Below are 14,321 nucleotides of genomic sequence, written 5' to 3'. Positions count from 1 at the left end.
GACGGCGCGGACCTGCCCCGCTCGGTCCGGCCTCGCCCCATGACACGGGGCGTGGCACTCCTCACCGGCGCGAACCGGGGCATCGGCCTCGAGACGGCCAGACGGCTCGGGGCGCGCGGTTACCGGGTCCTGCTCGGGACGCGGGCCCTGGAGCGCGGCCGGGGCGCGGCGACGGGTCTCGTCGAACAGGGCATCAACGCCCAGGCGGCCCAGCTCGACGTCTCGGACGACGCCTCCGTGGCCCGTGCCGCGGAGCTCGTGGCCGGCCTCACGGACCGTCTCGACGCGTTCGTCAACAACGCCGGCATCTTCTCGTCCACGCGTACCCGCATCCTGCCGAGCGAGACCGACCTCGCCGACATGCACGCCGTGTACGAGACCAACGTCTTCGGGATCGTGCGCGTGACGAACGCGTTCCTGCACCTGCTGCGGCGAGCGCGGGCGGCGAGGATCGTCAACGTCTCGTCCGAGGTCGGCTCCGTGGCCTGCACGACGAGCGACGCCTCCCCCATCAGCAGCACCCAGCCCGTCGCGCAGTACCCCTCGTCGAAGGCGGCGGTCAACATGCTCAGGGCGCAGGACGAGCGCGAGCTCGCCGAGACGCCCATCAGGGTCAACGCGGCGAACCCCGGCCTCACGGACACGGACCTCACGTCGCACCGTGGCATCCGGCCCGTCGAGAGGGACGCGGAGCCGATCGTGCACCTCGCGACGCTGCCCGACGACGGGCCGAGCGGCGCGCTCTACAGGCACGTCTGGACACGTGAGGGCGACGGGGACGGCGGCTACGGCGTCCTGCCCTGGTGAGACCGGCGGGGCCGTTCGCGGCGAGGTTCGGGGCTCCGCGGGCTCAGGCGAGCGGGGCCGTCGGGGGCATGCCCGGAGCCTCGGGCAGCTCGGGGCGGCGCAGGCGCCGCTGCTCGAGGAGCACGAGGGTGAGCGTGGGCCCGTCAACCTTGAGCAGGTCCGCGCTCAGCGGCGCGGGCGGGACGCCGAGGCTCCGGTTCGCCTGGTTGCTGCGCAGGGCGAGGCGTCCCATGTGCGCCCAGGGCCAGCGCTCATCGGCCCAGACCACCGCGACGAGGTCATTGGTCACCGAGGCGACGGTGTACGACGTCGGGCGGAAGCCGAGGGCCTGCTCCCAGGGGATGAAGCCGATCGACAGGCCGGAGGTCGAGTCGTGGATCCCTGCGTCGTCGACGGCGAGGGCGGGGCGGGCGAGCAGCCGGATCCCGACGATCCCGAAGAAGCCGAAGACCACGACGGCGAGGCTCCCGATGAGGATGCTCCACAGGCTCCCCTGAGCGATGAGGACCACCCCGACGAGGACGAAGCCGAAGGAGCCGAGGACCTGGAAGGCGGAGCGCAGGGGACGGCGCGGCAGCGAGAGCGCCGGCAGGGAGGCGGGACCCGGCAGGGGCTGAGCAGGGGCAGGCTGGGAGGACTTGCGGACACCGTGCCACACGGCGGGCCCGCCGATCCCGGTACGCGAGCGGGGAGGACTCCCCCGCGCCGCTCGCGCACGAGTCGGCCGCCGCCCATGAGCACGGCGACGTCGCCACGCACCCAGCAGCCTCCCGGACGAGTGCGCCGCCTTGCACGCGGATGAACGGCCCGTTACCCTCGACTGCACCCTCTGACGGCGGTTTCCGGGTCTCGGGGAGCACTCAGGGACACCGGCGAGCAGGAAGGCAGTATGGAACGGCATCCTGCCGCCCGGGTCGGGCACGGCCGAACGTGGGCCAAGACCATCCTCATCGGCGAGCACTCCGTGGTGTACGGCCACGCCGCCGTCGCCTTCCCTCTTCACGACCTCAAGATGCGCGCCTCGGTCACCCCGATCGACGGCCCCTCGACGCTCCGCTCCCTCGACTACGACGGCCCCCTGTCCGGGGCCGGGCCGCGCTTCGCCCCCGTCGTGCGCGCCTTCGAGGCCGCCCGCGAGTTCACCGGCGGGCTGGACCAGTGCTTCGCCATCGAGACCTTCTCGGACTTCCCGCACGAGCGCGGGCTCGGCTCCTCGGCCGCCTCCGCCGGCGCGATCATCCGGGCCGTGCTCGACGCCTACGACCGTGAGGCGACGGACACCGAGGTCCTGGCCCTCACCAACCTCGCCGAGCAGGTCGCCCACGTGCGCCCCTCCGGGCTCGACGCCGCCACGACCACCTCCGACCTCCCGATCCGCTTCCAGTCCGGCGAGATGCGGGCGCTCTCGCAGCACGTCGGCGGCACCCTCGTCATCGCCGACTCCGGGATCCACGGCTCCACGCGCGACGCCGTCGCCGAGCTGCGCGCACGCTATGAGGCCGCCCCGGACACGATCGGCCCGCGGATCAACCGCCTCGGCGAGCTCACCCAGGTGGCCATCGACGCCCTCGACGCCGGGGACGCCGCCGCGCTCGGGGCCGCCATGGACGACGCCCACGACGTGCTCGCCGAGCTCGGCATCTCCGTGCCCGTCCTCGACGGGCTCACCCAGGCGGCCCGCGACGCCGGGGCCCTGGGCGCCAAGCTCAGCGGCGGCGGCCTGGGCGGCTGCGTCATCGCGCTCGCCGCAACCGACACCGACGCCGAAGCGATCCGCTGCGCCCTCCTCGACGCCGGCGCCGCCCAGACCTGGACCTACCAGATGCGCACGAGCGAGGCCTCCGAGTGACCCTGTCCCCCTCCCCCGTCGTCACCGACCACGTCGCCACGGCCACGGCGAGCGCCAACTCCAACATCGCGCTCATCAAGTACTGGGGCAAGGCCGATCCGGCCAACCAGGTCCCGACGACGTCGAGCCTGTCGCTCACGCTCGGCGGCACCCGGACCCGCACCACGGTCGCCTTCGACGGCGGGGCCGACGGCGAGGACGTCGTCCTCATCAACGGCTCCGTGCCCTGGGGCACCGCCCGGGACCGGGTCGTGCGCTTCATGGACCTCGTCCGCGAGCGCGCCGGCGTCACCGAGCGCGCCACCGTCTCCTCCGTCTCGACCGTCCCGCTCGCCGCGGGCCTGGCCTCCTCAGCCGCCGGCTTCGCGGCCCTCGCCGCCGCCGCGTCCCGCGCGGCCGGTCTCGAGCTCGACGACGCCGACCTGTCCCGCCTCGCCCGCCGCGGCTCCGGCTCGGCGACCCGCTCCGTCTTCGGGGGCCTGGCGCTCTGGCACGCGGGTACCGACGACGCGACGAGCTACGCCGAGGCCGTCCCGGGCGCCGACGACATCGACCTCGCCATGGTCGTCATCACCCTGGAGACCGGTTGCAAGTCGATCTCCTCCTCCAAGGCCATGCAGGCCACCATGACGACCTCGCCGCTCTACCCGGCCTGGGTGGAGGCCTCGGCCGCCGACCTCGAGGAGGCCCTCGCCGCCGTCGAGGCCCGCGACCTGCCCCGCCTGGGCGCCGTCGCCGAGGGCAACGCCCTGGGTATGCACGCGACGATGGTCGCAGCGCGTCCCGCCATCGTCTACTGGCTTCCCGGCACCGTCGAGGCGATCCACGCCGTCACCGCCCTGCGCGAGGAGGGCCTGCCCGCCTGGGTCACCATCGACGCCGGCCCCAACGTCAAGGTCATCACCTCGGGAGCGCGCGCCGAGGAGGTCGCCGCGGCGCTGCGCGACCGCCTGGCCGGCGCCGTCGTGAGCGTGCGCCGCCCCGGCGGCGGCGTCCGCTACGAGCAGGTGGGCCAGTGAGCGGGGACGGCTTGGGCGCCGTCTCGCGCCGCGCCCCGGGCAAGCTCTACGTGGCCGGCGAGTACGCCGTCGTCGAGCCCGGCCACCGCGCCGTCCTCGTCGCCGTTGACCGCTTCATCACGGTCACCGTCTCCCCCGTCCACGACCCCGGTCGTCGCTCGGGCCGGATCGCCTCCAGCCTGTACGCCGGGGGCCCCCGCTCATGGCGCCGCCGCCCCGAGGACGGGACCGCGCTCGTCGAGGGCGCACCGGTCGACTACGTCCTCTCCGCGATCCGCCTCGTCGAGTCGCTCGCCCGGGAGCGCGGCGGCGAGCTCCGCCTCTTCGACCTCGACGTCGACTCCCAGCTCGACGACGCCTCCGGCCGCAAGCTCGGCCTCGGCTCCTCCGCCGCGGTCACGGTCGCGACGGTCCGCGCGGTCGCCGCCTTCTACGGGCTGCGCCTCACCGACACGGAGGTCTACAAGCTCTGCCTGCTCGCCTCGGACTCCGTCGAGCCCATCGGCTCCGCAGGCGACCTGGCCGCCTCGACCTTCACCGGCTGGGTCGACTACTCCTCGCCCAACCGGACGTGGATGCGCGAGGAGCGCGCCGAGCGCAGCGTCGGCGACATGCTCCTGGCCGAGTGGCCGGGGCTGCGCATCGAGCGCCTCGAGCCCCCCGCCGGCGTCGACCTCCTCGTCGGATGGACCGGGGACCCGGCCTCGACCGCCGGTCTCGTCGCCGACGTCCAGCACGGCGCCCACGCGGCCGCTCCCGCTGCCCTCGACTACGAGGAGTTCCTCGCGGGCTCCCAGGCCTGCCTCGCGGGCCTCGTGAGAGCGATGGAGTCCGGTGACCTCGACGCCGTCGCCGCCCGTGTCCAGGAGGACCGGATGCTCCTCGCCGGGCTCGCCGCCTCGACCGGCGTCACCATCGAGACGCCCCTGCTGAGCAGCCTCGTCGAGATCGCCCGGGAGCACGGCGCCGCCGCGAAGTCCTCGGGCGCCGGCGGCGGCGACTGCGGCATCGCGCTGTGCCCGCCGCACGTCGAGGAGCACGCGATCCGCTCCGGATGGATGGCCGCTGGCGTCGTCCCCCTCGACCTTGCCGTCCACACCCGAGACTCGAGGACCGAGGACCGATGAGCGAGCAGCCCGCCGAGCCGCAGGCGGCCCACCAGCAGACCCAGCCGAGCGTCGCCCAGCACGCCCACCGCAAGGACGAGCACGTCGCCCTCGCCGTCGGCCTCCACGACCCGGAGCGCCGCACCGGCTACGACGACGTCGCCTTCATGCACCACGCCCTGCCGGGCACCTGCATCGACACGGTCGACACGCGCACCGAGGTGCTCGGCGCCACCTGGGGCCTGCCCCTCTACATCAATGCCATGACCGGCGGGACGCCCAAGACGGCCGCGATCAACGCGGACCTCGCGCGCGCCGCCGCCGGCGCCGGCATCGCCATCGCGACCGGCTCCCAGCACGTCGCCCTGCGCGACCCGGACCTCGCCGAGACCTTCTCCGTCATCCGCCGGAACGCTCCGGAGGCCTTCGTCCTGGCGAACGTCGGGCCGACCGTCTCCCCCGAGCTCGCCAGCCGCGCCGTCGACATGCTCGACGCCAACGCCCTCCAGGTCCACCTCAACGTCGCCCAGGAGGTCGTCATGCCGGAGGGCGACCGCGACTTCTCCTCCTGGGCCGACGCCGTGGCGGCCATCGTCGAGGCGGTCGACGTCCCGGTCGTGGTCAAGGAGGTCGGCTTCGGGCTGTCCCGGCGGACCGTGGACGAGGTCATCGGCCTCGGCGTCGCCGCCGTCGACGTCGCAGGCAACGGAGGCACCGACTTCGTCGCCATCGAGAACTCGCGCCGCCCCGAGATGGAGTTCTCCTACCTCACCGGCTGGGGCCAGTCCGCGATCCTCAGCCTCCTCGAGTCCGCCGCGGGTCCCGACGCCGTCGACGTGCCGGTCCTCGCCTCGGGCGGCGTGCGCACGCCGCTCGACGTCGTCCGGGCGCTCTCGCTCGGCGCCTGCGCCGCCGGTGCGTCGGGGCACTTCCTGCGCACGCTGGTCGGCGGAGGCCCGGAGGCCCTCGAGGCGGAGCTCGCCTCGTGGACGAGTCAGCTGCGCTCTCTCATGGCGCTCGTCGGCGCCTCGGACGTGCCGGGCCTGCAGCGCACCGACGTCCTCATCACGGGCGAGACGGCGGAGCGGGCGCGCCTTCTCGACATCGACCTGGAGCGGCTCGCCCGGCGCTCGCGCGCCTGAGAGCGCACGTACGACGGCGGGGCCGGTCTCCCTCTCGGGAGGACCGGCCCCGCCGTCGTCGTCAGCAGCCGGCTGTTCAGACCGCCGTGAGCCAGGTGACGACGCCGGCCGAGGCGTAGAGCGTCATGAACTGGACGCCGTAGGAGACGCCGAGGCGGTTGAAGGCGCCGCACACGACGCCGATGAGCAGGACGCCGAAGACGTTGGCGACGCCGGCGTCGATGTAGGCGAGCACGAGGATGAGCGCGATGAAGAGCGCGAGGACGGCCTCGTGGGGCACGTGCCGCATGACGAAGCGCGTGATCTGGCTCGACCACCGCACGGCGACGACGTAGGTGACGACGACCGCCAGCAGTGCCCCGATGAGCGTGCAGACGACGAACTGCCAGGTGCTCAGCAGGTGGTGGAGGTTGTGATCGAGCGTGTAGACGGTGCCGGCCTGGAAGAGCGGCCCGGCGGGCCCGGCGGAGACGCCGGAGATCGGGATGCCGAGCGCGACGAGCGGGATGATGACGCCCGCGAGGTAGGTCGAGTGGGTGAGGGCGCTCATGACGGTGACGGCCCGCTGCGCCTTCCTGACCGGGTCCTTGCCCGCGCGCGCCGCCGCCGACTCCCCGAGGAGGAAGGTGAGTCCCACCGGGGACAGGACGAAGAGCGGCGTCGAGACGGCGGCCATGGCGGCGCTCCACCAACCCTCGGCGCGCGTGACGAGCCGCGTGGGTCGCAGCTCTGTCTCGTCGAAGCCAGCGCGCGTGAAGCGGGCCTCGGTGAGGTGGCCGTGGGGCAGACCCTCGCGCAGACGGGTGTTGAGGACCTCGAGCAGGGTGAGCAGCATGGGGCCGACGGTGATGCCGAGGAAGAAGGAGACGTTGACGCTCTTGTCCTGCGCGATGACGCCGGCGGAGCGGTAGAGGGCCGGCAGTGCCTGGAACATGAGGGCGAGCGGGATGATCGAGACGAGCGCGATCACCTTGTTCCGCCCGAGCAGCGCCAGGAGGACGGCGCCGGCGGCGAGGATGACCGGCGCCTGGGACTTGATGGGCTCGGCGATCGGGGCCAGCAGTCCCGCGAGGGCGAAGGACAGCGGGATGGACACGACGGTGCCGATGGCGCTGCCGACGGCCATCTTCCGGATGGTCGTCGCGGCGAGCCCGCGGGAGCGCAGGAGGACGGCGTGGTCCATGAGCGGGGCGCTCATGACGCCGCCGGGCAGGCCGACGAGCGCCGTCGGGATCGCGTTCATGAGGTTGAGGGTGACGATCGCGGCGATGAAGAAGGACAGGACGACCTGGGGTGCGGCGCCGGCGAGCACGAGGGTGAGGGTGACGGGCGCGAGGACGCTCGTCTCGTCGGTGCCGGGGATGAAGCCGATGAAGGAGTAGAGGACGATGGCGCCGAGGACGGCGAGGAGGACGGTCCCGAGCATGGCGAGGGTCATCGGGCTGCTCCCTCGCTGGTGGTGACCGAGTCGGCGGCAGCGTCGTCGGAGGTGTGTTCCACCGTGTCGTCGATGACGAGGACCTCGCGCTTGGGCCGCACGACGAGGCAGCTGATGACGAAGCCGAGGACGCAGCCGCCCAGGCTCCAGAAGAGGGGCTGGGAGCCGGTCGCTCCGGCGATGACGAGGGAGACGACGGCGCAGGCCGCGGAGACGAGGAGGCAGACGAGCAGGTCTCGGGGCGAGACGAGGTCGTTCCAGACCTCGACGTTGGGCGCCGCCTCAGCCGTCGCGGCGGTGCCCGTGGGAGCTGTATCGGGGTTGTGCACGAGGGCCGATGCTAGCGGCTGGGCCGCTCCCGCGCCGTGCTCCCGGTCTCGTCGCGGCGGACGTCGGGAGAGGGAGCGCCGCCGCCGGGGACCCGTGCGACCGCGAACCAGCCCGTCGGCTCAGCCGCGCGGCCTGCGGTACCGGCGGATGCCGCCCTCGACGCCGGTGAGGGCGTACGGCCCCTCGTCGACGAAGGCCGTGCCGCTCGTGTCCTCGCCGGCGGGATCCAGGGACTCGGTGAGGACCTGCTCGTACTGCTCGACGGTGAGCGCCGTGCGGGCGTCGAGGCGGGCGCGCTCGGCGTCCGGGTCGCGGCGCTCCTCGAAGCCGTCCACGACGGTCGCGTCAATGAGCTCGCCGACGGCGCCAGAGCCGTAGGAGAAGAGTGCGAGGCGGTCCCCGGCGGCGATGCTCCCGGCGTCGAGGAGCGAGGCGACGCCGAGCCAGAGCGAGGCCGTGTAGCAGTTGCCGATGCGGCGCGAGTAGGCGATCGACTCCTCGTAGCGGTCGTGGATCCTGGTGAGCCCGCGCCCGGCGGCCTGATCCGGGGTGAGGACGCAGGCGAGCGCCTTGCGCCCCATCTTCGTGTAGGGCAGGTGGAAGCACAGGGCCGCGTAGTCCGGCAGGTCGAGCCCGGTGGCGGCGGTGTGGGCCTCCCAGGCGCGGGTGAAGGTCTCCGTGTAGCAGCGGTTGGAAAGCTTGCCGTCGACGCGCGGGACGTCCTCGCCCTCGGGGCGCCAGAAGTCGTAGACGTCGGTGGTGACGGCGGTCGTGGCGGGGTCGATCACGAGGAGGCGCGGGTCCTCGCGCACCAGCATGGCGACGGCGCCGGCTCCCTGCGTGGGCTCACCACCGGTGCGCAGGCCGTAGCGGGCGAGGTCGGTGGCGATGACGAGAGCGGTACGGCCGGGGTGGGCGGCGACGTAGTCGACGGCGGTGAGGAGGCCCGCGGTGCCGCCGTAGCACGCCTCGCGCAGGTCGAAGGCGCGCACCGTGTCGGGCAGCCGGTACTCCTGGGCGAGGAGGCCGTGCACCATGACGGCCATGGCCTTGGAGGCGTCGACGCCGGACTCGGTGCCGAGCACGATGAGGCCGAGGGCGTCGCGGTCGGACTGCTCGGTGCGGTCGAGGACGGCCGCCGCGGCACGGGCGCCGAGGGTCACGGGGTCGGCGGTGGCCGGCGCGACGGCCATCTCGTCCTGGCCGAGGCCGACGTGGAACTTGGCGGGATCGACGTCGCGGGCGAGGGCGAGGTCCGTCATCGGGAGGAAGAGGCGTGGGGTCGCGATCTCGAGGGCGTCGATTCCGATGGGCACGGGGTCCTCCAGTGGTGTGGCGTCGCCCCCGGGTCCGCGCCGTCGTCGGAGCGTTCCGGGGACCGGTGTGCGGGCACCGCCGCGAGTCTCGCGGCGGGGCGGACCCGGGTGGTCCGAGTGCCCTAGACTACGCCGGATATCTTCTCAGGACGGGGGACGCCATGAACGACGCACGCACCGCTCAGGGAGCCGAGGACGGGGCCCTGACCAGCGGCTCCGCTCCGGCACCGGTACCGCTGGCGGACGACGACGTCGTCCTCGTGGCGGCCGTGCGCACACCGATGGGGAGGCGCCGCGGGGCCCTGGCCGATCGCAGCGCCGTGGACCTCGGGGTCCTCGCCGTCCGCGGGGCGCTCGACGCCGTGCCGAGCGTGCGCGAGGACGTCGCCCAGGTCGTCGTCGGCAACGTCATCCAGGCGGGCTCGGGGCAGAACGTCGCCCGGCAGGTTAGCCTGGGCGCTGGGCTGGCGCACGATGTCCCGGCCACCACCGTGAACGAGGTGTGCGGCTCGGGCCTGAAGGCCGTCGTGCTCGGCGCCCAGCTCATCCAGCTCGGGCGCGCCGAGGTCGTCGTCGCGGCGGGCACGGAGTCGATGACCCGGGCGCCCCTCGTTTCCGCCTACGACGACGGGACCCGCTCCTACGGCGAGCCCCGTCCGTCGCTCATGACGGACGCCCTCGAGGACGCCTTCACGGGCACGCCGATGGGGCTCACCGCCGAGGAGGTGTCGCAGCGGTGGGGCGTCGACCGGGCCTCTCAGGACGCGTGGGCGCTCGTCTCCCAGCAGCGGGCCGCCGCCGCCACCGAGGACGGCGTCTTCGACGCGGAGATCGTGCCGGTCGCGCTCACCAACGGCACCGTCATGACGGCCGACGAGCCCATCCGAGGCGGCTCGACCGCCGAGGGCATCGCCGCTCTGTCCCCCGTCTTCTCCGAGGACGGCGTCGTCACCGCGGCCAACGCCTCGCCCGTCACGGACGGCGCCTCCGCCGTCGTCCTGGCCTCCGCGGCGTACGCACGAGCGCACGGTCTGCCGGTCCTGGCCCGGCTCACCGACTACGAGGAGATCGCCATCGACCCGGCGGTCATGGGCATCGCGCCGCGCTTCGCCATCCCGGCGCTCCTGGAGCGAACCGGGCACGCTGTCGGCGACGTGGACTCCTGGGAGATCAACGAGGCCTTCGCCGTGACGACAGTGGCGGCCACCCGCGAGCTCGGCCTCGACCCGGCACGCGTCAACCCCGACGGCGGGGCCATCGCCCTGGGGCACCCCCTCGGCTCGACCGGCGTCCGCCTCCTCGTCACCCTGGCTCACCGGATGGTGCGCGAGGGTGAGTCCCGCGGCGTCGCCTCCCTGTGCGTCGGCGGCGGCCTCGGGCTCGCCGCCCTCCTGGAACGACCTGCGGGTCTCGGTAAGGAGAGTGCCGCTGCGGAGGCCTCGACCTCCACCACCGCCCCGTCGGGTGGCACCTCCGTCCCCTTCTACCGGCTCAGCCCCGCCGGGCGCCGCGAGCGGCTCGTCGACGACGGCGTCCTCTCCCCCGCCGACGCCGAGGTCCTCGCCTCGCCGCTCGGCCTCGCCCCTGACACGGCCGCCGGCCTCATCGAGAACCAGGTCGGCCAGACGCACCTGCCGCTCGGCGTGCTGCCGGGGCTCGTCGTCGACGGCCGCTCGTGGACCGTGCCGATGACCACCGAGGAGGCGAGCGTCGTCGCCGCCGCCTCGAACGGCGCGCGCATCGTCCGCGGCGCCGGGGGCTTCCGCACGCAGGTCCCCGGCCGTCTCATGATCGGGCAGGTCGTGCTCGTCAACCCGGTCGCCGCCGACCTGCCGCGGACGATCTCCGCGCTGGGCCCCGAGATCGACGAGGCGGCCGCCAAGGCCTACCCCTCGATCCTCAAGCGGGGCGGCGGGCTGCGCGACGTACGCGTCCGGGAGGTCGCCGGCCCAGTGGGCCCGGACGGCAGTGGCTCCGACGACGACGGAGACGGACCGCGCGCCCGCTCGTTCGTCTGCCTCGACCTCCTCGTCGACGTCCGAGACGCCCAGGGCGCGAACATCGTCGACGCGATCGCCGAGGCGGTCGCCGCCCTCCTGCGCGAGCGGCTGCCCCGTGAGGAGGTGCTCATGGCGATCATCTCCAACGACGCCACGGAGTCCCTCGTAACCGTGTCCTGCGACGTGCCCGCGCACCTGCTCGTCTCCCGACGCGACGCCGCCGCGGCGGGCGTCGGCGCCGAGAGCGGTCCCTCCGCGAACTCCGCCGAGGGCCGTGCCGTCCTCGAGGGCCTGGGCGCCGAGCAGGCCCGCAGGATCGCCCTGGCCTCCGACCTCGCCCAGGTGGACGTGCACCGCGCCGTCACCCACAACAAGGGCGTCATGAACGGCGTCCACGCAGTCGTCCTCGCCGTCGGGAACGACACCCGGGCGATCGAGGCGGGCTGCCACGCCTGGGCGGCACGTGACGGCCGCTACCGCGGCCTGTCGCAGTGGTCGACGCGGACCGGAGAGGACGGCGGCGTCGTGCTGCACGGCGAGATGACGCTGCCGCTGCCGATGGCGACCGTGGGCGGCTCCTCCCGGGCGCTGCCCGAGGCTCGCGCCGCCCTCGGCCTGCTCGGCGCGGACTCCGCCGTCGATCTCGCGCGCGTGGCCGCGGCGACGGGCCTGGCCCAGAACCTCACCGCCGTGCGAGCGCTCGTCACCGACGGGATCCAGCGCGGGCACATGAACCTGCAGGCGCGCGCCCTCGCCATGGCCGTCGGGGCGACCGGCGCCCGGATCGAGGCCGTGGCCGAGGGGCTGCGGCACGCGGAGCGCATGAACGAGGAGACGGCGCGGGCGATCCTCGCGGGCCTGGGCTGACGCCCGAGGAGGCGCGGCGCGTGGGCTGAGGCGCGGACCGCTCAGCGGGCGCTCAGCAGGCGCTGCGCCCGGTGCTTACAGGAGCACCGTCGCGTAGGTCCCGACGCGCTCGAAGCCGAGGCCGGAGTACAGGCCGATCGCGGGTGTGTTGAAGTCGTTGACGTAGAGGCTGACGATCCCGTCGGGGCCCAGGTGCTCGGCGCGCACGCGGTCCACGGTGGTGGCGAGCGCCGCCGTCGCGACCCCGCGTCCGCGCAGGTCGTCGCGGGTCCACACGCCGGTGAGCTGGGCGACGCCGGGGCGACCGCCCTCGCCGCGCCGCATCGCGCCGACGTCGGCCTTGAAGGCCGCCTCGACCGGGCCTCCCGGCACGGGCGGGCGGCCAGTGCCGTCGTCGAGGAGGACGTAGGAGCGACCCATGGCGACGAGCCCCTCGACGTGCCGGGCGTAGGAGCCGCCCGAGGCCGTCGGGTCGTAGCCGAGCTCGCCGACGAACATGGCGACGGAGGCGGGCAGCACGAGACCGGTCTCCTCGCCGCGGGCGGCGCGCAGGCCCTCGGCGGCCCAGCGCGCGGCGGGGCGCGCCCGGACGACGCCGTCGGCGAGCCCCTCGGGCGGGAAGGGGGCGACGAGGAGGGGCTGGACCCACCGCTCCTCACGGGACGCCTGACCGATGGCGACGAGCTCGGGCCAGACGGCCTCGACGTCCTGCGCGGGTCCGGAGACGGAGCCCTGGCGGGTGAGCCGCGCGCGGGCGTGCGCCGCGAGTGCGCGCAGCTGTCCCCTGTCCGCGCCGTCGTGCCCGAGCCGGGGCCGGGGCGCGAGGCCGAAGGGCATGAGGGAGCCCGTGGCCCAGGCCGCGCCGTCGGGCCTGCCGGGGCGTCCGAGGACGACGACGTCGCCGCGCCCCCAACGGGTCCAGCGCGAGACCTGGTGGGCGAGGGCGAGGCCGCCGACCGGGTCGAGGTCGGTCAGGGAGAGGAGCCCTGAGACGTGCTCGGGGCTCACGGGCGTGACCGGGTGGGGCAGGAGGCGCACGGCGGGCCGGTTCACACGGGGGCGACGAGGTCCACCCAGACGAGGACCACGGTCATGCTGATGAGGAGGACGAGGACGACCTGGCCGACGGGGAGCATGCGGGCGACGTCGACGTAGCCGGGGTCGGGGCGGCCGCGGAGGCGCGCGATCCGTCGACGCGCTCCCTCCCACAGGGCGCCCGCGATGTGCCCGCCGTCGAGCGGCAGGAGCGGGACCAGGTTGAAGGCGAAGAGCGCGAGGTTGAGGGAGCCGAGGAGGCTCAGCATGGAGAACAGGCGCGCCGAGAAGGGGATGGTGCCGCCTCCCGAGCCGGTGCCGGCGCTCGTCACCTCGCCGGCGATGCGCCCCATCCCGACGAGCGAGATGAGGCCCTGGGAGCTGCGCTCCTCGAGGCCGAGACCGGCGGCGACGGCGTGGTAGAGGCCGGACGGGATCGTGACGATGGCGCCGAGGGTCTGGCCGACGGCGGTGGTGACGTCGCCGGCGATCTGCCCGGCGGAGGAGCGCTGGGTGCCGAGCTCGGGGCCGATGCCGACGTAGGGGCGCTTCCCGGTGACGGTGCGGCCGTCGGCGTCCTTCTTGACGTCCCCGGAGTCCGTGTACACGGTGCGCTCGACCTCGACGGCGGTGACGGTGAGGGTCAGGTCCTCGCCGTCACGCTCGACGACGACGGTGGCGGGGACGGTCCCTCCGGCGACGATGGCGTCCTGGACCTCGGTCCAGGTGCTCGTGGCGGTGCCGTTCCAGGAGACGATCTCGTCGCCGACGCGCAGGCCGGCGGCGGAGGCCGGGGAGGCGGGGTCGGAGCTCGTGCAGGCCTTCCCGGCGTCGACGTCGGAGGAGACGCAGCTCGCGACGCTCGCGACGGTGGAGGTGTAGGCGGGCTGGCCGACGACGCCGAGCGCGACCGCGAGCAGGATGACGCCGAGAGCGAGGTTCGTGAGGATGCCGCCGGCCATGACGGCGAGCTTGCGCGGCACGGTGAGGCGGTAGAAGGCCCGGTCCTGCTCGTCGGGCGCGAGCTCGGCGAGGGACTCCTCGCGGGCCTGGGCGATGAGGGAGCCGGGCTTGTCGACGCGCCCGGGAGGCGCGGGCGGGATCATGCCGAGCAGGCGGCAGTACCCGCCGAGCCAGATCGCCTTGACGCCGTACTCGGTGCCTCCGCGGGTCGTGGACCAGAGATGGGGGCCGAAGCCGATGAAGTACTCGGGGACCTTCACGCCGAAGCGCTTGGCGGGCAGCATGTGCCCGAGCTCGTGGAGGGCGACGGACAGCCCGATCCCCACGATGAGGATGAGGACCCCGAGGGCGTAGGCGAGGGCTGTGGGCACGTGGCCTCCTGTGTCATCCGGCTGCGGACCGGTCGTCGGGTGGTCGTCGGGCGGCCCGCGACGCGGGCCGCGGGCGGG

The 14,321-nt window shown here is 74.3% G+C and carries 12 protein-coding genes; 6 read left to right on the top strand and 6 right to left on the bottom strand.

Annotation, left to right across the window (positions count from 1 at the left end; all coding sequences use genetic code 11):
* The first annotated feature begins 51 nt into the window (after nt 1-51).
* Complete coding sequence (locus IXW69_RS08685) at nt 52-807, top strand: SDR family NAD(P)-dependent oxidoreductase (protein ID WP_323745254.1); 756 nt, start codon at nt 52-54, stop codon at nt 805-807.
* Between the two features lie 43 nt (nt 808-850).
* Here IXW69_RS08685 and IXW69_RS08680 read toward each other — a convergent pair whose 3' ends face one another.
* The gene (locus IXW69_RS08680; RefSeq protein ID WP_323745253.1) at nt 851-1,465 is read right to left on the bottom strand and encodes an STM3941 family protein; all 615 of its coding nucleotides are present in this window, start codon (nt 1,463-1,465) and stop codon (nt 851-853) included.
* A 231-nt stretch (nt 1,466-1,696) separates the two neighbouring features.
* Here IXW69_RS08680 and mvk point away from each other — a divergent pair, with 231 nt between their 5' ends.
* The 4 genes from mvk to fni are packed head-to-tail and all read left to right on the top strand — an operon-like array spanning nt 1,697 to nt 5,923.
* Complete coding sequence (mvk, locus tag IXW69_RS08675; RefSeq protein ID WP_194785940.1) at nt 1,697-2,656, top strand: mevalonate kinase; 960 nt, start codon at nt 1,697-1,699, stop codon at nt 2,654-2,656.
* A complete protein-coding gene (gene mvaD, locus IXW69_RS08670; RefSeq protein WP_323745252.1) occupies nt 2,653-3,675 on the top strand; it encodes a diphosphomevalonate decarboxylase in 1,023 nt (340 codons plus the stop codon). Before mvk ends, mvaD begins: the two co-directional genes overlap by 4 nt.
* Nucleotides 3,672-4,802: a phosphomevalonate kinase gene (locus tag IXW69_RS08665; RefSeq protein ID WP_323745251.1), complete on the top strand. Its 1,131-nt coding sequence runs from the start codon at nt 3,672-3,674 to the stop codon at nt 4,800-4,802. Before mvaD ends, IXW69_RS08665 begins: the two co-directional genes overlap by 4 nt.
* Nucleotides 4,799-5,923 carry a type 2 isopentenyl-diphosphate Delta-isomerase gene (gene fni / locus IXW69_RS08660; protein WP_194785939.1) on the top strand — a complete coding sequence of 375 codons (1,125 nt, stop codon included), beginning with the start codon at nt 4,799-4,801 and terminating at the stop codon, nt 5,921-5,923. Before IXW69_RS08665 ends, fni begins: the two co-directional genes overlap by 4 nt.
* Before the next feature lie 76 nt (nt 5,924-5,999).
* Here the strand turns inward: fni and IXW69_RS08655 are convergent, their stop codons facing one another.
* The 3 genes from IXW69_RS08655 to IXW69_RS08645 form a co-directional block, all read right to left on the bottom strand.
* Entirely contained in the window at nt 6,000-7,361 is a 1,362-nt protein-coding gene (locus tag IXW69_RS08655) for a tripartite tricarboxylate transporter permease (RefSeq protein WP_194785938.1), read from the bottom strand.
* Nucleotides 7,358-7,690, bottom strand: coding sequence for a hypothetical protein (locus IXW69_RS08650; protein WP_323745250.1), 333 nt, complete (start codon nt 7,688-7,690; stop codon nt 7,358-7,360). Before IXW69_RS08650 ends, IXW69_RS08655 begins: the two co-directional genes overlap by 4 nt.
* A 120-nt stretch (nt 7,691-7,810) precedes the next feature.
* Nucleotides 7,811-9,007, bottom strand: coding sequence for a hydroxymethylglutaryl-CoA synthase (locus IXW69_RS08645; protein ID WP_194785937.1), 1,197 nt, complete (start codon nt 9,005-9,007; stop codon nt 7,811-7,813).
* Between the two features lie 161 nt (nt 9,008-9,168).
* Here IXW69_RS08645 and IXW69_RS08640 point away from each other — a divergent pair, with 161 nt between their 5' ends.
* Complete coding sequence (locus IXW69_RS08640) at nt 9,169-11,874, top strand: acetyl-CoA C-acyltransferase (RefSeq protein ID WP_194785936.1); 2,706 nt, start codon at nt 9,169-9,171, stop codon at nt 11,872-11,874.
* Nucleotides 11,875-11,949: 75 nt separating this feature from the next.
* Here IXW69_RS08640 and IXW69_RS08635 read toward each other — a convergent pair whose 3' ends face one another.
* Nucleotides 11,950-12,912: a GNAT family N-acetyltransferase gene (locus IXW69_RS08635; protein WP_194785935.1), complete on the bottom strand. Its 963-nt coding sequence runs from the start codon at nt 12,910-12,912 to the stop codon at nt 11,950-11,952.
* An 11-nt stretch (nt 12,913-12,923) separates the two neighbouring features.
* Nucleotides 12,924-14,243 (bottom strand): M50 family metallopeptidase, encoded by a 1,320-nt coding sequence (locus IXW69_RS08630; RefSeq protein WP_194785934.1) that lies wholly within the window; start codon nt 14,241-14,243, stop codon nt 12,924-12,926.
* Nucleotides 14,244-14,321: the final 78 nt, after the last annotated feature.

This window comes from Actinomyces haliotis (assembly GCF_015355765.1).
GTDB lineage: Bacteria > Actinomycetota > Actinomycetes > Actinomycetales > Actinomycetaceae > Actinomyces > Actinomyces haliotis.
The sequence above is the reverse complement of the archived record's forward strand: the minus strand, read 5'-3'. Positions and strand labels throughout refer to the sequence as shown.

Coding starts and splice junctions, on each gene's coding strand:
- mvk (WP_194785940.1), top strand. CDS start 1,697: ATGGAACGGCATCCTGCCGCCCGGGTCGGGCACGGCCGAACGTGGGCC.
- fni (WP_194785939.1), top strand. CDS start 4,799: ATGAGCGAGCAGCCCGCCGAGCCGCAGGCGGCCCACCAGCAGACCCAG.
- IXW69_RS08655 (WP_194785938.1), bottom strand. CDS start 7,361: ATGACCCTCGCCATGCTCGGGACCGTCCTCCTCGCCGTCCTCGGCGCC.
- IXW69_RS08640 (WP_194785936.1), top strand. CDS start 9,169: ATGAACGACGCACGCACCGCTCAGGGAGCCGAGGACGGGGCCCTGACC.